Origin of the sequence: Vibrio floridensis (assembly GCF_021852965.1) — a bacterium.
Lineage (GTDB): Bacteria > Pseudomonadota > Gammaproteobacteria > Enterobacterales > Vibrionaceae > Vibrio > Vibrio floridensis.
Window position 1 is genome coordinate 1 of the sequence record NZ_JAKGCY010000019.1, and the last position, 17,926, is coordinate 17,926.

General features: G+C 48.2%; 15 protein-coding genes. 5 read left to right on the forward strand and 10 right to left on the reverse strand.

What is annotated here, in order from left to right; translation table 11 throughout:
- Positions 1 to 287: 287 nt before the first annotated feature.
- The 6 genes from fre to trxA form a co-directional block, all read right to left on the reverse strand.
- The gene (gene fre, locus LZU85_RS18965; protein ID WP_072611460.1) at positions 288 to 1,001 is read right to left on the reverse strand and encodes an NAD(P)H-flavin reductase; all 714 of its coding nucleotides are present in this window, start codon (positions 999 to 1,001) and stop codon (positions 288 to 290) included.
- Positions 1,002 to 1,015: 14 nt separating this feature from the next.
- Positions 1,016 to 1,288: a 2Fe-2S iron-sulfur cluster-binding protein gene (locus LZU85_RS18970; RefSeq protein WP_011078983.1), complete on the reverse strand. Its 273-nt coding sequence runs from the start codon at positions 1,286 to 1,288 to the stop codon at positions 1,016 to 1,018.
- Positions 1,285 to 3,138 (reverse strand): 4-hydroxy-3-polyprenylbenzoate decarboxylase, encoded by a 1,854-nt coding sequence (ubiD, locus tag LZU85_RS18975; protein WP_237288123.1) that lies wholly within the window; start codon positions 3,136 to 3,138, stop codon positions 1,285 to 1,287. The genes LZU85_RS18970 and ubiD overlap by 4 nt, the downstream gene beginning before the upstream one ends.
- A 92-nt stretch (positions 3,139 to 3,230) precedes the next feature.
- Positions 3,231 to 4,223 (reverse strand): hypothetical protein, encoded by a 993-nt coding sequence (locus LZU85_RS18980; protein WP_176299691.1) that lies wholly within the window; start codon positions 4,221 to 4,223, stop codon positions 3,231 to 3,233.
- 103 nt (positions 4,224 to 4,326) lie between these two features.
- On the reverse strand, positions 4,327 to 5,586 hold the full coding sequence (gene rho / locus LZU85_RS18985; RefSeq protein WP_011078986.1) for a transcription termination factor Rho: 1,260 nt from the start codon (positions 5,584 to 5,586) through the stop codon (positions 4,327 to 4,329).
- A gap of 197 nt (positions 5,587 to 5,783) precedes the next feature.
- The gene (trxA, locus tag LZU85_RS18990; RefSeq protein ID WP_011078987.1) at positions 5,784 to 6,110 is read right to left on the reverse strand and encodes a thioredoxin TrxA; all 327 of its coding nucleotides are present in this window, start codon (positions 6,108 to 6,110) and stop codon (positions 5,784 to 5,786) included.
- Positions 6,111 to 6,221: 111 nt separating this feature from the next.
- Here trxA and rhlB point away from each other — a divergent pair, with 111 nt between their 5' ends.
- The gene (gene rhlB, locus LZU85_RS18995; protein ID WP_013572600.1) at positions 6,222 to 7,529 is read left to right on the forward strand and encodes an ATP-dependent RNA helicase RhlB; all 1,308 of its coding nucleotides are present in this window, start codon (positions 6,222 to 6,224) and stop codon (positions 7,527 to 7,529) included.
- 7 nt (positions 7,530 to 7,536) lie between these two features.
- A complete protein-coding gene (gene gppA, locus LZU85_RS19000; RefSeq protein WP_053541701.1) occupies positions 7,537 to 9,045 on the forward strand; it encodes a guanosine-5'-triphosphate,3'-diphosphate diphosphatase in 1,509 nt (502 codons plus the stop codon).
- 80 nt (positions 9,046 to 9,125) lie between these two features.
- Here gppA and LZU85_RS19005 read toward each other — a convergent pair whose 3' ends face one another.
- The 3 genes from LZU85_RS19005 to recQ form a co-directional block, all read right to left on the reverse strand.
- Complete coding sequence (locus LZU85_RS19005) at positions 9,126 to 9,797, reverse strand: 7-cyano-7-deazaguanine/7-aminomethyl-7-deazaguanine transporter (protein ID WP_013572602.1); 672 nt, start codon at positions 9,795 to 9,797, stop codon at positions 9,126 to 9,128.
- A 276-nt stretch (positions 9,798 to 10,073) separates the two neighbouring features.
- Positions 10,074 to 10,388, reverse strand: a complete 315-nt coding sequence (locus tag LZU85_RS19010; protein ID WP_039554978.1) for a DUF3630 family protein — start codon at positions 10,386 to 10,388, stop codon at positions 10,074 to 10,076.
- Entirely contained in the window at positions 10,381 to 12,216 is a 1,836-nt protein-coding gene (gene recQ / locus LZU85_RS19015; protein ID WP_237288125.1) for an ATP-dependent DNA helicase RecQ, read from the reverse strand. The genes LZU85_RS19010 and recQ overlap by 8 nt, the downstream gene beginning before the upstream one ends.
- Positions 12,217 to 12,397: 181 nt before the next feature.
- Here recQ and rarD point away from each other — a divergent pair, with 181 nt between their 5' ends.
- The 3 genes from rarD to LZU85_RS19030 all read left to right on the forward strand — a co-directional run bounded on the left by rarD (position 12,398) and on the right by LZU85_RS19030 (position 14,942).
- Positions 12,398 to 13,312 carry an EamA family transporter RarD gene (rarD, locus tag LZU85_RS19020; RefSeq protein ID WP_237288126.1) on the forward strand — a complete coding sequence of 305 codons (915 nt, stop codon included), beginning with the start codon at positions 12,398 to 12,400 and terminating at the stop codon, positions 13,310 to 13,312.
- A gap of 73 nt (positions 13,313 to 13,385) precedes the next feature.
- Positions 13,386 to 14,183: a helix-turn-helix transcriptional regulator gene (locus LZU85_RS19025; RefSeq protein WP_172666077.1), complete on the forward strand. Its 798-nt coding sequence runs from the start codon at positions 13,386 to 13,388 to the stop codon at positions 14,181 to 14,183.
- A gap of 87 nt (positions 14,184 to 14,270) precedes the next feature.
- Entirely contained in the window at positions 14,271 to 14,942 is a 672-nt protein-coding gene (locus LZU85_RS19030; RefSeq protein ID WP_237288128.1) for a LysE family translocator, read from the forward strand.
- A 688-nt stretch (positions 14,943 to 15,630) separates the two neighbouring features.
- Here the strand turns inward: LZU85_RS19030 and uvrD are convergent.
- Positions 15,631 to 17,805, reverse strand: a complete 2,175-nt coding sequence (uvrD, locus tag LZU85_RS19035) for a DNA helicase II (protein ID WP_011078996.1) — start codon at positions 17,803 to 17,805, stop codon at positions 15,631 to 15,633.
- Between the last annotated feature and the right edge of the window lie 121 nt (positions 17,806 to 17,926).

Here is a 17,926-nt window from a genome sequence, read left to right on the forward strand (position 1 = left end):
TTCTCTCAAAGCGGAGGTGCATTCTAGCGAGTTAATTTGAAGAGTCAAACACTTTTTCAAATTTATTTTCTCAGAAGCTTTTACCTCACCCGACGTTGCTGAGGCCTTACGCCGTCTGCCGTGTCGGTGGATGCGCATTATAGGGAAGGCAGTTTCTTTGGCAACCCCTAATTTGAAAAAAAGTCACCAAAAGCGTTTGTTTGATTACAAAGCCAACAATGTGGCGCAAAAGAGAGCAAAACACCCCCTTTTGCGACTAATAAGATGGGGTAAATGACAGGACAAACTTAAATAAAGGCGTATGCATCAGCAAACATTCTTTCACGCTTAGCTTGTTTTTGCTGTGTAAATTGCTCTCTTGCTAAGCCAGCCATCTCAAATCGACCTGCGATGTAAATATCGTAGTTTTCCAAACTACTAAAATCCTCGTGGATGGCTTGTAATACGTTACCCACTTTGCCTTGCCAATTCGCAGGAGACTCTTCCACGACGGGAATAAAATGCACATTCGCATTTTGACTGGCAATCAAAGCCAACTCTTCGCTCGCGTAAAGTTGTGAATAATCTCTAGCGCCCCAGTAAAGATGAATTGGATTTGGCTTATTCTGCGCGATACAGTGATCGAGAATAGAGCGTACATAACTAAAACCCGTTCCACCAGCAATGAGTAACATCGGTCTTTCGCTCTCTTCGCGGATCCACGCATCGCCATGTGGTGCATCAATATCAATATAGCTATCGTTATCCAATGCATTTTGCATCACTTCCACCACTTCAAGTGCATAGGCATTATGCTCGGCAGCACCGATATGTAACTCTAACTCCCCTTCGTGACGGCAAGGGCTACTGGCAATGGAAAATGGACGCTTGTCTTTCTCACCCATCATCACCATGAGATATTGACCTGCTTTAAAGGAGACTGGGTTTTCAGGATGCAATAGGATCTGGTAAGTGTTGCAGGCTAGTGGCTTAATCGACTTTACTTTACATTGAATTGTCATGGTATTCCTCTGACTTACTCTTCGGCGAAGGTAAGTTCTAAATTACTTTCTGTATAGGCCAGACAAGGAAATATCCAGCCTTGTCGTTGTTCTTGTTCAGTTAATAGTGGCTCTAGTTGATAACGAATCTCTCCAGAGACTTTTCGGCACATGCACATTGCACATGACCCCATTTGGCAACGGTTTGGAAACGCAATGTTATTGTTGAGCGCAGCGTCCAAAACCGTTTCACCTTCTCTAACGACAAAAGAGATATCCATAGGAAGAAGGCGTACCATATGGCTCATAGAATACCGAACTCCTGCCAAAGCGCATCGACTTTAGCCACAAGTTTAGGATCTTTTTTAATCGGTTTTCCCCATTCTCTCGTGATTTCTTCAGGGTACTTATTGGTGGCATCAAAAACCAATTTGGCGCTACAACTCTCACTACCGTCTATCTTCAACGTATCGCGTGCTGGATCCATCCGAGTAGTGATCGCCCAGATGATGTCATGCCAATCATCGGCTTTGACATCGTCATCACACACCACGATAAATTTATTGCGCTGCTTGACGCTCTCGACTTGCCATAAGCTTTCTACCACTTCTTTGCATTGCCCAGCATGGGGTTTATTGATTTTAACAACCATAAACTGACCACTCGCAACCGCTGGCACATAGATATCTGATATTAGAGGATGGACCGCTTTAAGTGCATTGACATCGAAACCAATCTGCGACACAAACTCTGTGGACACCGTCGCCCCTTGCAATGCTAGCTCCGCCTCCCATTTTATGGTGGCATCTAGGCCCATCTTTGAACCTAACCCAGCCACAGGTGAGGCAAAATCGAGAGAATCTATCGGCGTGCTCTCAATAAATAGAGAGTCGAGTATCGGGTTCATATTTTTCGTCATCGCCTTAACGACATCATCCCAATCACGCGCATTCACTGATTCATCACACACCACTACATACTTGGTGTACATGAATTGACGTAAAAAAGACCAAACACCCATCATCACGCGTTTCGCATGGCCTGGGTACTGCTTTTTCATCGTCACGACAGCCATTCGGTAAGAGCACCCTTCCGGTGGCAGATAGAAATCTTCTATTTCAGGGAACTGCTTTTGCAAGATCGGCACGAAAACTTCATTGAGAGCCACCCCTAATACCGCGGGTTCATCTGGTGGGCGACCGGTGTAAGTACTATGATAGATAGGCTCTTTACGCATCGTAATATGCGTGATGGTAAAAACGTGGTGTTTTTCCTTTTCATTGTAATAGCCAGTATGGTCACCATAAGGCCCTTCATCAGCATACTCATTAGGATCGATATAGCCTTCGAGCACAATCTCTGCACTCGCGGGGATTTCGAGATCATTGCTGACGGACTTGACCACTTCGGTTTTACTCCCACGCAAGAGACCTGCAAAAGCATATTCCGAAAGTGTATCTGGTACTGGTGTCACCGCCCCTAGAATCGTCGCAGGATCCGCACCGAATGCAACCGACACAGGAAAAGGTTTGCCGGGGTACTTTTCCATCCAGTCACGCAGATCCAAAGCCCCACCTCGGTGTGCTAGCCAGCGCATGATGATTTTGTTTTTTGCGATTTTCTGTTGACGGTAGATCCCCAAATTTTGGCGTTTTTTGTTGGGACCTCGCGTAATGGTTAATCCCCAAGTTAACAGTGGCGCAACATCATCTTGCCAGCAGCTCATCACGGGAATCTTGTCCAGATCAACCTCTTCACCTTGCCAAACCACTTCTTGGCATGCGGCTTTGCGTAAACGCTTCACAGGCATGTTTAAAACTTGTTTGAACACAGGCAACTTATCCAAAGCGTCTTTAAAACCTTTAGGTGGCTCAGGTTCTTTGAGATAGGCAAGCCACTGCCCAACCTCACGCAATTCTTTAACTTGTTCTCTTCCCATCCCCATCGCAACACGCTCAGCGGTACCAAATAAGTTTGTCAACACTGGGATATCGTAACCAATTGGGTTTTCGAACAGTAAAGCCGGACCGCCCGCTCGTAGTGTTCGGTCACTGATCTCGGTCATTTCATAGGCGGGATCAACGGGGTGAGTAATGCGCTTTAATTGCCCTTTCTTCTCTAGGTGATTGAGGAAGTCGCGTAAATCCTTAAAACTCATAGGCCTTCTACATGAAGTGGGTAAACTTGAGGCAGTATAACAAAACGCATTTCGATAGGATCCGCTAATTTTGTGAGGCTATTTTACAACTTTTATTTTAAAGCTTGTGCGATGAGATGACGCTTAACCGGGTAGCCACCCGATAATACCTCTTGCAACCATCCCTCATGGCCTTGTTTACTGAGCTCTTTCGCCACCAGCACAGCATCATCAGGCAGAACCATTCTCGTAATAAGAAACTGCTTCACGTCTTGGGAGAGCGGATGTTTACTTGCCAGCGCCTGAATCGCTTGTTCTTTCAGGCTTGGATTCAACGCTGCCGCCATCACTTGTTGCAACGCCTGTTCATCTCCCATAGATGCCAAACGTGTTAACTCTGCTTGGCTGTTGTGATCCGCTTTCATCCGCCACAATAGATGATACACATCTGGACGCTCGCTCACTTGAGCAAAACGCACGACGACGGCGGAAGAAGGTAACCAAGTGGTGATGGGCTTATCGACTAATTGATTCACTAATCGATCTAACGCTTCTGGCGATAAACTGTCCAACTCTTTGAGTAGCAAAGATTCGCGCAATTGAACTTGATGAGTAGAGCCTGAGAGCCACGTCTGCAAATCAAGCTTTCCTTGCTCCGCTAATAAAATGAACTCCAACGTGGATTGGTCTTGTTTCCAACGCTTGATAAGTCGACTGGCAATGGCAGGATAGTTAAACGCAGGGACAGTAAACTCGTAACCATCCCCTTTTTCAACCACTTGGTAAGCTGGTGTTTGCTTGATTTGTGACTCGACAAAAAGCGCCATCCGAGGCGTTAAGATCACTTGATTTTTCTCAAGCTTATCGAGCAAGACATAACGCACCACTTCTTGTTGAGGGAGTGCTAATCGTTCTAAAGAAAACTTCAGCTCATTTGTTTTGTCGCGAAGTGCATAATCCAAAAGTTCAGAGACTTTGCTCTCGACTTGTTGATCTTGAAGCCACTGCTGCACCGTGTCGGCTGGCACTTCCTTCGCCAACGCAATCTGCGGCATCCAAGACAGTGATAAAGAGAGGAGTAGCGACGACAACAATCCATGTTGCATATTAACCTCCTGTTAACATTCAAATCCATTCTGAACAGTTATTCGGCTAAATGCAAACAAAAACGCCACTCGAAGTGAGTGGCGTTTTCTTAAAGTCAGTCTTTTATTGACGGCGCATTGCGTCAAAAAATTCATCGTTGGTTTTCGTCATCGCAAGCTTATCGATGAGGAATTCCATCGCGTCTGTTTCGCCCATAGGATGAACAATCTTACGCAGAATCCACATTTTCTGTAGTTCATCTGGCTTCGTCAGCAACTCTTCACGACGAGTACCAGAGCGGTTGAAGTCAATAGCTGGGAATACACGTTTTTCCGCGATCTTACGGTTCAAATGCAGTTCCATGTTACCGGTACCCTTGAACTCTTCGTAGATCACTTCGTCCATCTTAGAACCTGTGTCAACCAACGCAGTCGCGATAATGGTTAAGCTACCGCCTTCCTCAACATTACGCGCCGCACCGAAGAAACGTTTTGGACGGTGCAGTGCGTTTGCGTCCACACCACCTGTCAGTACTTTACCTGATGAAGGGACAACGGTGTTGTATGCGCGAGCAAGACGAGTAATTGAGTCAAGTAGAATCACCACATCCTTCTTGTGCTCAACGAGACGCTTCGCTTTCTCGATAACCATTTCTGCAACTTGAACATGGCGAGATGCTGGCTCATCAAAAGTAGAAGCAACCACTTCACCTTTCACTAGACGCTGCATCTCGGTCACTTCTTCTGGACGTTCATCAATCAGTAGTACCATCAACACACACTCTGGGTGGTTGTAAGTGATGCTCTGAGCGATGTTTTGTAGCAGCATGGTTTTACCCGCTTTTGGCGGAGCAACAATCAAACCACGTTGGCCTTTACCGATCGGCGATGCCAAATCCAATACACGTGCTGTGATGTCTTCTGTCGAACCATTACCACGTTCCATCACCATACGCTCATTCGCGTGCAGCGGCGTCAAGTTCTCAAATAGGATCTTGTTGCGAGCGTTGTCTGGCCTATCATCGTTAACCGTGTTGACTTTCAACAGTGCAAAGTAACGTTCGCCATCTTTAGGTGGGCGAATTTTCCCTGCAATCGAGTCACCAGTACGTAGGTTGAAACGACGAATTTGGCTTGGTGATACGTAGATATCGTCCGGACCAGCTAGGTACGAACTGTCTGCACTACGTAGGAAACCAAAACCGTCTTGCAGAATTTCCAGAACCCCATCGCCAAAGATGTCTTCGCCGCCTTTTGCGTGCGCTTTGAGGATTGCGAAGATAATGTCTTGTTTACGTAAACGCGCCAGGTTTTCCAGACCCAAGCTCTCACCGAGCTTGACTAAGTCTGATACCGGTTTGTTTTTCAATTCGGTAAGGTTCATGGTGGTGGATTCTTGTTTAGTCAAAATAAGATCTGTTTTCTAGTTAAGATGGATTTGGTCTCAGGATCGACCAAGAAGAGAAGTTGTTTAATTAACGTGCGATAAATTAGCACTAAATAAAACTCTAGTCCAGAGTTTGAAAAAAACAAAACCGCGCATTTTGATATTGCACGGTTTTGTTATTAATCACTTATGGATTATAGGTTCGCATCCAAAAACTCTTTCAATTGAGTTTTTGACAGTGCGCCCACTTTCGTTGCCGCTACACTGCCGTTTTTGAAAAGCAGCAGGGTTGGGATGCCACGAATACCAAACTTAGGTGGTGTGCCTGCGTTGTGGTCAATATTCAGTTTGCCGATAGTGAGTTTGCCTTCGTACTCTTCTGCGATTTCGTCCAGGATTGGGGCAATCATCTTACAAGGACCACACCATTCTGCCCAAAAATCAACTAGTACTGGGCCTGCAGCGTTGATAACGTCGTTTTCGAAACCTTCGTCAGACAGCTGCAAAATCTTGTCACTCATCTTCCACTCCAATGTGTTTTTCGAAACTGGTTGGATGATAACCAGTAATTTGATGCTCTATTGGAATGTATTTGCTTTCTTAATGCAAGCTTTAGCTGATATTCTATAGCCATGAAAAAGACGCATATCACAGAGCAAAAGTTCGCCGATTTGGGTTTAAATCCCCAAGTTGTTGAAGGATTGGAAAAAAAAGGGTTTGAGTTTTGTACCCCTATCCAAGCCTTGGCGTTGCCGGTACTGCTCTCCGGCCAAGACATCGCAGGCCAGGCCCAAACCGGGACTGGTAAAACGCTCGCGTTTCTTACTGCTACCTTTAACCATTTGTTGACCACACCTGCACACGAAGGCCGTCAGCCAACCCAGCCACGTGCCATCATCATGGCGCCAACACGTGAGTTAGCGATTCAGATCTACAACGATGCTGAGCCTCTAATCGCAAGTACTGGCATCAAAGCAGCCCTCGCTTACGGCGGTGAAAGCTATGATAAGCAGTTAGCCAAGCTACAAGGTGGCGTTGACGTTCTGATCGGCACCACTGGTCGTATTATCGATTTTTACAAGCAGCGTGTGTTTAACCTCAATAACATTCAAGCGGTTGTGCTTGATGAAGCCGATCGCATGTTCGATTTGGGTTTCATTAAAGACATTCGTTTCTTGTTCCGCCGTATGCCAGCACCACAAGAGCGTCTGAACATGTTGTTCTCGGCGACGCTTTCTTACCGCGTGCAAGAATTGGCGTTTGAGCACATGCATAACCCAGAGCACGTTGTGGTTGAGCCTGAACAAAAAACTGGCCACCGTATTCAAGAAGAGCTGTTCTACCCTTCTAATGAAGACAAAATGGCGCTGCTACAAACACTGATTGAAGAAGAATGGCCAGATCGCGCGATTATTTTCGCTAACACTAAATATAAGTGTGAATCCATCTGGGCTCATCTTGCTGCCGATGGTCACCGCGTTGGCCTGCTCACTGGTGATGTTCCACAGAAGAAACGCGAAAAGATTCTTGAGCAATTTACTCAAGGTTCTGTAGATCTCCTCGTGGCAACCGACGTGGCAGCTCGTGGCCTGCACATACCGCAAGTAACGCATGTCTTTAACTACGATTTACCTGATGACTGTGAAGACTACGTTCACCGTATTGGCCGTACTGGCCGTGCTGGGGCAAGTGGCCACTCGATCAGCTTTGCTTGCGAAGATTACGCCATCAACTTGCCAGCAATTGAAGAATACATTGAGCACACCATTCCGGTCTCGGATTACGATTCAAGTGCCTTGATCCAAGATCTACCAGCGCCAGTCCGTACACCTTCTGCGCGCAATCAGCAGCGCCGCACGAACACTGGCGGTGCACGTTCAGGTGATCGTAAGTCAAACAACCGTCGTCCACGACAACCGCGTCAACACAAGGAAGCGTAAACCGTTTATGAGTCAGGCAGGCAATTCTCCGCTTTATGCAGCCATCGATCTCGGGTCGAATAGTTTTCATATGCTCGTAGTGCGTCATATCGATGGCAGCGTTCAAACTATGGCTAAAATCAAACGCAAAGTGCGTCTTGCCGCCGGGCTTGATGAACACAATGCGCTCAGTAAAGAAGCGATGCAGCGAGGATGGGATTGCCTGAGCTTATTTGCGGAACGGTTGCAAGATATCCCCGCAGAGCACATTCGTATTGTTGGCACAGCCACACTGCGCACCGCCACTAACGTCGATCTGTTTCTGCAAAAGGCCAATCAAATCCTTGGCCACCCGATTGAAGTCATTTCTGGGGAAGAAGAAGCCGCGACGATTTACAAAGGCGTGGCGCACACCTCTGGGGGAAGCGGCCGACGCTTGGTGGTGGATATTGGTGGTGCGAGCACCGAGCTGATCATCGGTGAGGGGTTTGAAGCCAAAGCGCTGACGAGCCTCAAGATGGGTTGCGTAACTTGGCTGGAAAACTTTTTCAAAGATCGCCAACTCAGTGCACGCAACTTTGAGGCCGCCATTGAAGGGGCCAAGCAAACCTTATTACCGATCTTGGAGCAATACAAATCACTCGGTTGGGATGTTTGTGTGGGCGCTTCCGGTACCGTACAAGCGCTGCAGGAAATCATGTTGGCGCAAGGCATGGACGAGGTCATTACCCACGCTAAGCTTAAGCGCTTACAAAAACAAGCCATGCTTGCGGATCATCTCGAAGAACTTGAAATTGAAGGGTTAACCCTCGAAAGAGCACTGGTCTTCCCTAGTGGTTTATCGATTTTGATCGCTATTTTCGAACTGCTGGAAATCGACGCCATGACGCTTGCTGGCGGCGCTTTGCGTGAAGGCTTGGCATACGAGATGATGAGTGAGTTACGCCAAGATGATATTCGAGCACGCACGATTGGTAGCATCCAGAGTCGTTACCAGCTCGACAGTCAATATGGTCAGCAAGTCGCGAATTTGGCCTTAAAGCTGCTGCAACAAGTGGGCGACGTGATGTGGATCCCTGAACCACAAGGGGCCATGTTGCTAGAGACCACAGCCAAACTGCATGAAATTGGGTTGACCATTGATTTCAAAAAAGGTGGTGAGCACAGTGCGTATCTGATGCAGCATCTGGATCTTCCAGGGTTTACTCGCGCACAGAAATTCTTAATGGGTGAAATTGCCCGTCGTTATCGTGAAGGCTTAACCTCGCTCCCAGAACAGCATGCACTGTCTGGCAACAGCGGCAAGCGCCTGCTGCGTTTATTACGCTTGGCCGTGATATTGTCGCATCGCCGTCAGCCATCCTTAGAGCCTGAGGTGACCCTGAGTGCTGAGGGTGACAAACTCACTTTAGCGATTGATGCGCAATGGTTGGAAAACAATCCACTCACTGCTGCAGAACTGGAACTGGAAGCCAACCGCCAAACCGATATTGGCTGGCCTTTGGTTATAGAAAGTCTGGTTATAGAAAGTCGCTAGCTTACAGAGAATAAAAAATCCCGAACCATGATGATTCGGGATTTTTTGTTTGTGTCACTCGAAATCAGATCAACTGGCCATTAACGTGATGCGGAAGCAACCTTAAAGTGAGGATTCACCGCGGTCAGCTTCTTAATCAAGTAATTCAACAGCACGCCATACATAGGGACAAACAGACCCAAGCTGATCACCAGTTTAAAACCATAATCCACCAGCGCAATTTCCGTCCAGTGTTCCGCCATAAACGCGTCTGGGCTTTGATAAAACGCGATAGCAAAGAACGCCAACGTATCCAACGCATTACCAAATAGCGTCGAGCAAGTCGGTGCGACCCACCACTGTTTCATCTGGCGTAGACGGTTGAAGACGTGCACATCGAGGATCTGCCCTAGCAAATACGCCATAAAGCTGGCGATCGCGATGCGTGCAACAAATAAGTTGAACTCACCCAGATGAGCAAAGCCTTGGAACTGCCCTTCAAAGAACAATACCGATAACGCGTAAGAGACAATCAACGCCGGCATCATCACTAAGAATATGATTTTACGTGCCAACTTGGCACCAAAAATGCGGACGGTGAGATCGGTCGCAAGAAAGATAAATGGAAAGGTGAAAGCGCCCCAAGTGGTATGAAAACCCAAAATGGTAAACGGTAGCTGAACAAGGTAATTGCTCGAAGCGATAATGACCAGATGGAACAGGGCCAAATAGATAAGGGCGTTGCGCTGCTGCGCAGGGGTAAAGTTACTCATGCGATACCTTTTTAGTTTGGTTTGGGGGCGAGGGAACCCAAATCGAGTCTTCTCCAACAGGAAAACACTCTTACCAACAATGTAAAATGAAAATGTTTCCGTTCATCGTTTTGCCGATGAAGCGGCGGGCGATTATACATTAATCGATATCGAGTACAAGCAGTGAGCGGTACGCAAACGATTGAACACCATTTCGCCGCTAGCAGAGCCAAAATGCATCGATAAAAAAGGGATGTTTCATGTGAAACATCCCTTTGAAAATGAAAGATTTCGCCCCTAAAAACCTTTGGCAAAAAGTTGCGCTAAGTAGTCCATTACCTCTCGGCTATCATCCACAGTTAACGATTCAAACCACACCGCCTCACTGTAATGTTCCGCTTTCAGAAATAGATGTGTCTCTTCAAAATCGACCAACCAGCTGTGCACGTCTCCATCCCACTGTTTTTCCACCACTTGAGCAGACAACAGTTTTAGAAGCTGCTCAGCCAATGCGGGAAAGGTATCAAGATTAAAGCGTGGCGTGCGAATCAACAATCGACCTTCTTGCGCCATGTACTCCGTTAAACCAAATTCCTTGTTGTTCTCATCCATAATGAGTGATGTGCTCCTGAATCAAATCTAAAAACGGATCCGCGTATTTTTCTAGTTTGCGCTGCCCGACGCCGCTCACCGCGAGCATTTCACCATATGAGGTCGGCAATATTTCAGCCATGTCGATCAGCGTGGCATCACTGAACACCACATACGGTGGGATCTCTTCCTCATCGGCAATCGATTTGCGTAGCTTACGTAATTTGGCGAACAGCTTTTTGTCGTAATGTTTGTTCGATAGCTTATCTGCTTTGGCACTGCGCGCGGCAGTATCCAAACGTGGCACCGCCAGCTCCAACGTCATATCACCACGCAGCAATGGCCTTGCTTCTTCGGTTAACTGCAAAGTCGAATTGCGGGTGATGTTTTGAAACAGCAGCCCTTTGTGGATCAGTTGGCGGAAAATGCTCACCCAATAGTCATGGCTGTGATCGCGCCCTAAACCGTAGGTCGAAATCTTATCGTGACCGTGTTCCCGGATACGAATGTTCTGCATCCCACGCAACACTTCCACTACGTAGCCCATGCCAAAGCTCTGATTAACGCGATAAACACACGACAACGCTTTGCGTGCTTCTTCCGTTGCATCAAAATGCTTCGGCGGATCTAAGCAAATATCGCAATTGCCGCAAGGCTTCTCGCGGTATTCACCGAAATAGTTCAGCAGCACTTGGCGGCGACAGGTTTGCGCCTCAGCAAAAGCACTCATCGCATTGAGCTTATGGCTTTCCACTTGTTTTTGCGGGCCGTCGTCTTTCTCATCCAACATGCGGCGCAACCAAGTGATGTCTGCCGGATCGTAGAGCATCATCGCTTCAGCGGGCAGGCCATCACGCCCTGCTCTGCCTGTTTCTTGGTAGTACGATTCTATATTGCGTGGAATATCAAAATGCACCACAAAGCGCACATTGGGTTTGTTGATCCCCATACCAAAGGCCACTGTCGCCACCACAATCTGGATATCATCCCGCTGAAACGCTTCTTGCACATAAGCGCGCTCATCCGCGTCCATTCCCGCGTGATAACCCGCTGCTCGAATATGGTTATTGCACAGTTTCTCGGTCAGCATTTCGACTTTCTTACGGCTACCACAATAAATAATGCCGCAATTCCCTTTTTGGCTTTCCAAATAGCGAATCACTTGAGAGACCGGCTTGTGCTTCTCCACTAGGTCATAGCGAATGTTGGGGCGATCAAAACTGCCGAGATACACGTGAGGCTCATTAAGATGCAAGCGACTTAAAATGTCTTTGCGCGTCGCATCGTCTGCCGTGGCCGTTAGCGCCATAAACGGCACGTGAGGAAAATGATGCTTCAATTGCCCTAACGCGGCGTACTCGGGGCGGAAATCGTGTCCCCACTGAGAGATACAGTGCGCTTCATCGACAGCAATCATCGCCAAGGGCAAATTTTCCAGCCGCTCAATAAAGTCGCGCATCAACACCCGCTCTGGCGAAACGTACACCAATTTGAGCTGTCCCGCGTGCATGCGGTTGTAGACGCTGAGCAAAGCGTCACGTGATAAGGTCGAGTTGACACATTCTGCCGCCACACCGTTGGCTTTAAGTTGGTCAACCTGATCTTTCATCAGCGAAATCAAAGGGGAGATCACTAAGGTAATACCCTGGCGTACCAGAGCAGGAATTTGATAGCACAGCGATTTGCCGCCACCGGTGGGCATGATCACCAAACTATCTTTTCCCTCAACAGCCGCCTCGATCACCGACTGCTGCCCCTCACGGAAGGTCTGATAGCCAAACACCTGTGATAAGACGCTTTGGGGCGTTATCGAGGCATCGGAAGGGTCGGCAAGCAGCGTGGAAGTCATGAACAGTCTCAGTATTGGTCTTGATGGTGGTCTCGAAAGCACTCAATATTGCGAAATGCCCAAGATAATGAGGGCACATTGTAATGGCGTTTGATGGTGAATTAAACCGCAAAATACTAGGTGATTCCGGACCTCGCTCTTATACTGACCCATCCTTGATAACTAAGTTGGCTATCGTTCAATGACCGCAGAAGAACAACAAAAAGCACGCCAAGGGGTGTTACTCGCCTTAGGTGCTTATACCATGTGGGGCATCGCGCCCATCTATTTTAAGTCGCTCGCGGCGGTCTCTCCACTCGAGATACTCAGCCATCGCGTGGTGTGGTCTTTTTTCTTGCTCGCCGCCCTGCTCCATTTTGGCCGTCATTGGCGCACCGTGCGCGACGTTTTAACCAGCAAGAGCAAAATGCTTTATCTGGTCACGACCGCCATTTTAGTCGGCGCTAACTGGTTAATTTTTATTTGGGCGGTCAATGCCAACCACATGCTCGATGCCAGTCTTGGCTATTACATCAACCCACTGATCAATGTGTTGCTCGGCATGCTGTTTCTTGGCGAGCGATTACGTAAGTTGCAGTGGTTTGCAGTCACCTTAGCGGCTTGTGGCGTGCTGGTGCAGCTTGTCGTCTTTGGTTCGGTACCGATCGTCGCGATTGCCCTCGCCTTTAGCTTTGGCTTCTACGGTTTGCTGCGTAAAAAAGTCAGCGTCGATGCCCAAACCGGACTGTTCATTGAAACCTTGGTGATGCTGCCAGCCGCCGCGATTTACCTGTTGTTTATTGCCGACACCCCCACCTCTAATATGTTGGCCAACCCTAGCCAGCTCAATCTGTTGCTCATTGCCGCTGGTGTCGTTACGACGCTGCCTTTGCTCTGTTTTACCGGCGCTGCCACTCGACTCAAGTTGTCCACCTTAGGCTTTTTCCAATACATAGGCCCAAGTTTGATGTTCTTGCTAGCCGTGTTGATTTACGGTGAAGCCTTCACCAGTGACAAAGCGCTCACCTTCGCCTTTATCTGGGGAGCACTCGTGGTATTTAGTTTCGACGGCTTACGCTATCGCCGCAACAACCGAAAAACCGCACTCAGCCACTGATCGTTTTTTACAAGACAAATGCCATTGAGCTCGCTAAGCTTGGTCACAAACTGACCAAGCTTTTTTGTACTCTATGGAGCAGATCCACTACATCCCAACACAAGATGACAAGCTCAGCCTGATTGATGCGAAGTATCAGAAGTTTGCCTTTTCACGGCACTATCATCTGGATTTCCACATCGGGCTGATTACTCATGGCGAACAGCAGTTCCATTCACAGGGTTGTCATCATCACGTTGGTCATGGGCAGATTGTCATCATGCCTCCTGACGAGCTGCACGATGGCCATTCCAAACAACAAGAAGGCTATCAGGTGAATGTGTTTGCGATCGAACCTCATCTGTTAAGCGATCTCGCCGATCTTAAGCAAAATGGTCAAATTATCAGCTTTAATCAGTTGATCATCTCCGATCCTGTGGTTTTTTCACAACTTCGTAACCTGCACGCTTGGTTGCGCAGCAAAAACATCAGCCAACTCGCCCAAGATTGTTTGCCATTTGAAGGGTTTAGCACCCTTTTTGATCGCTATGGATCCACTGGCCGCCAAAAAGCCGTACCGCTGGGTCAGCAATCGCAGGCGACACTCAAAGAGTTTCTACTGGCGAATCTCGATCAACCTGTGCGCTTAGAAACACTAGCACAACTCTGCCAACTTTCTCCCACTCAATTTCAGCGCCAGTTCAAAACCAGAATGGGCATGACACCCTATGCGTGGCTGAGCCGCTTACGTTTAGAACAAGCAATGAAGCTGCTTCAAGCGGGCCAATCCAGCACTGAGGTGGCGCACCAAATTGGCTACTATGACCAAGCACATTTCAGCAAAGCCTTCAAACAGACCTACGGTATTACCCCATCGCAAATTGCACGTTAGTGTTGCCTGTGTCAGTTTTTTACAAGCGCAAAGCCGCGCAACCCGAGACAATCAACACTCGATTTTGATGATGCACGAGAAACACTCATGAACGAACTGACGATTTTACTGACGCTGGCAAGCGTCCACTTTATTGCTTTGATGAGCCCCGGCCCCGACGTGGCACTGGTCGTGCAAAACGCAAGCCGCTATGGCCGCCAAACGGGCCTTTTTATTGCCCTCGGTTTGTCTGTTGGCATTTTGCTGCATTCTCTATTAAGCCTGACGGGCGTGAGTTACTTGGTCCACCAGCAACCGATGTTGTATGCCTTATTGCAACTGCTGGGTGGCAGTTATTTGCTCTATTTGGGCATTGGCGCGTTACGTTCCGTATTACGTCATTGGCGTCAGCCATCGGTGAATCCCACCGCCACTCAACGGCAGGACGATCTGAACACGAAACGCCAAGCTTTTCTCAAAGGCTTTGCCACCAACATTCTCAATCCCAAGGCGTTAGTGTTTTTTGTCAGCCTGCTATCGAGCTTAATCCCGGCAACCATGTCGCTCTCAGGTAAGGCCACAGCGGTGATGATTTTATTTGCGTTGTCATTTCTTTGGTTTGCCAGCTTAGCGTGGGCGCTCTCTGGTCGCCGAATGCAACAGCATTTACACAAAGCGAGTGTCTATATTGATGGCATTTGCGGCGTTTTATTCTGCTTAATTGGCGCAGGCATCCTCTACAACACGGTGACTCATCAAGTCATCAGCCAAGTTGCATAGTCTTTTGCTCGTTACCGTGTAAGAGATCTCTCACAAACAAGTAAGCCAATGTCGTTTTTTACGTAAGACACTGGAGAGAAAATAACACTAACCACATGATTTTATTGAATACGCATGCTTTTTAGCCATGTTATACATGTAGAAATGTGCGCTGGATCCGTTGTTGGTGCTGGGGAAAAAGTTACTATGAATATGTCGGAAGGAAGCTGACACGGAACAGGAAATGACTACGGATGAGGTCATCTTCAGGAAGAAGATACGGTTATTCAGGATGAATAGTCGGCATGGAAAGCAAATTGGACATTGAACGGACGCAATAGTAACTAGGATGGTTACTACTAAGGAAGGCAATGGACACCTCTGGATGAGGCAAGGACTGAACATCAGGAAGATATCAGGGACACCGCTCAGGGAACAAGTGATGTGAGCCAACGAGGATTGTTGGTAGACCAGGATAGGTCAAGGACACCGCTAGGAAGGCGACGAAAGGATTAAGCTGACGGATTCAGCATACTATCAAGGATTTGATGCAGGGAGCACTTTAGTAGCTGGATTGCTGCAAGTAAGACCATAACCCCGATGGGCGCAAGCCCTCGGGGTTTTTCTTTGCTTGCTTTTTGTCCCCGCTCACTGCGACATAAAAAACGGCGCCTTCAGCGCCGTTTGCAGATCGAAGATCGATAAACCATCACAGTTTTTCCAGCCTCGCGTAAGCGGTCACCAACCACTTAATGCCTTCCCCATTAAAGGCCACTTGAACGCGACTTTGTGGCCCACTGCCTTCAAAGTTGATGATCGTCCCTTCACCAAACTTCGGGTGACGCACACGAGAGCCGAGCGAAAAGCCCGTTTCGTTGAAGCTCTCTTTGACCACCGTTTGGCTAAAGCGACCACTGCTGGCAGGACGGCTGACTTGCGCTTTCATGCGCACTTCGTCCAAGCAGCTTTCCGGCAGCTCTCGGATAAAACGTGATGGTTTATGGTATTTGTCTTGCCCATACAAACGACGCATTTCAGCGTAGGTAATATAGAGCTTCTGCATTGCCCGAGTCATGCCCACGTAGCACAAACGGCGCTCTTCTTCTAAGCGGCCCGCTTCTTCGGCAGACATCTGGCTCGGGAACATGCCTTCTTCCACGCCCACCATAAACACCAATGGGAACTCCAATCCTTTGGCGCTGTGTAAGGTCATCAGTTGTACCGCGTCTTCGAAATCGTCCGCTTGCCCTTCACCCGCTTCCAAAGCGGCATGGGTTAAGAAAGCAGTGAGCAAACTCATCTCTTCGGCTTCTTCCGGTTTTTCAAACTGACGTGTCGCCGTGACCAGCTCTTCCAAGTTCTCAATGCGAGCCTTGGACTTCTCGCCTTTCTCTTGCTCATACATGGTGTACAAGCCTGAGGATTTGATCACATGGTCGGTTTGAATGTGCAGTGGCATTTCAAAGCTGTCGTCTTCCAGCGCCGTGATCAGCTCGATAAAGCGACTTAACGCACCAGCAGCACGCCCCGTTAACACTTTCTCTTCGATCAAAGCGATACTGGCTTCCCACAAGGTGCAGCCACGATCGCGCGCGGCAAAACGCACCGTTTCCAACGTTTTGTCCCCTAAGCCACGCGTTGGAGTATTAACCACACGTTCAAAGGCTGCGTCGTCATTGCGGTTGGCGATGAGGCGCAGATAGCTCAATGCATCTTTGATCTCTTGGCGCTCGAAGAATCGCATCCCGCCGTAAATGCGATAAGGCAAACCCGCTTGAATCAACGCTTCTTCCAGTACACGCGACTGGGCGTTATTGCGATAAAGCATCGCTGCGTCGTTCAACACGCCGCCTTTGTCCTGCCACTCTTTGATTTTGTTCACCGCAAAACGTGCTTCATCCAATTCGTTGTAAGCAGAATAAATCGAGATCGGTTCACCTTCGACGCCATCGGTCCACAGCTCTTTGCCCATGCGCTCGGTATTGTTGGCAATCAAGGCGTTTGAGGCTTCAAGGATGGTTTTGGTCGAACGGTAGTTTTGCTCGAGGCGAATGGTGTTGACGCTCGGAAACTCAAGAGTGAACTTTTCAATGTTTTCCACTTTCGCGCCACGCCAACCGTAAATCGACTGGTCATCATCGCCGACGATCATCACATGGCATTCAGGCCCTGCCATCATACGCAGCCAAGCGTATTGAATGTTGTTGGTGTCTTGGAACTCGTCCACCAAGATGTGTTTAAAGCGCGCTTGATAGTGTTCGCGGATAAATTTGTTTTCACGCAGTAGCTCATGCGCACGCAGCAAGATCTCCGCAAAGTCGACCAAGCCTGCGCGATCACACGCTTCTTGATAGGCGGTGTACAACTGTAGGTAGGTTTTGGTCACGGGATCGTGGTAGGCATCGATGTGCGCAGGGCGTAATCCTTCGTCTTTTTTGCCATTGATCCACCAAGCGACTTGGCGCGCTGGCCACTGTTTGTCATCCAGGTTTTGTGCTTTGATCAGTCGCTTAAGCAAACGTTGTTGATCATCGCTATCAATAATTTGGAAATCTTCCGGCAGCTTGGCATCCAGATAGTGCGCTCTGAGAATGCGGTGGCAAATACCGTGGAAGGTGCCATTCCACATGCCCGATGCACTGCCCATCATCAACTCTTCGATTCGACCGCGCATCTCCGCCGCCGCCTTATTGGTAAAGGTCACAGACATAATAGAAAACGGCGAAGCCTGCTCGACTGACATTAGCCAAGCAATACGATGCACAAGAACGCGCGTTTTACCACTGCCTGCGCCTGCCAACACCAGCAAGTTTTCCAAAGGTGCGGCCACAGCCTCACGCTGTTTGTCGTTCAAGCCATCGAGAAGAAGTGAAGGATCGATCATGATAAGAAGCTACTGGTTATTTATACAGAGACAAGGATTATAACCTAAACCGTGCTCGCTTTTCAGACTAAATTGCAATTTAAGAAAAAGGCATCAACCCATTACAAATCATAGAGATAGT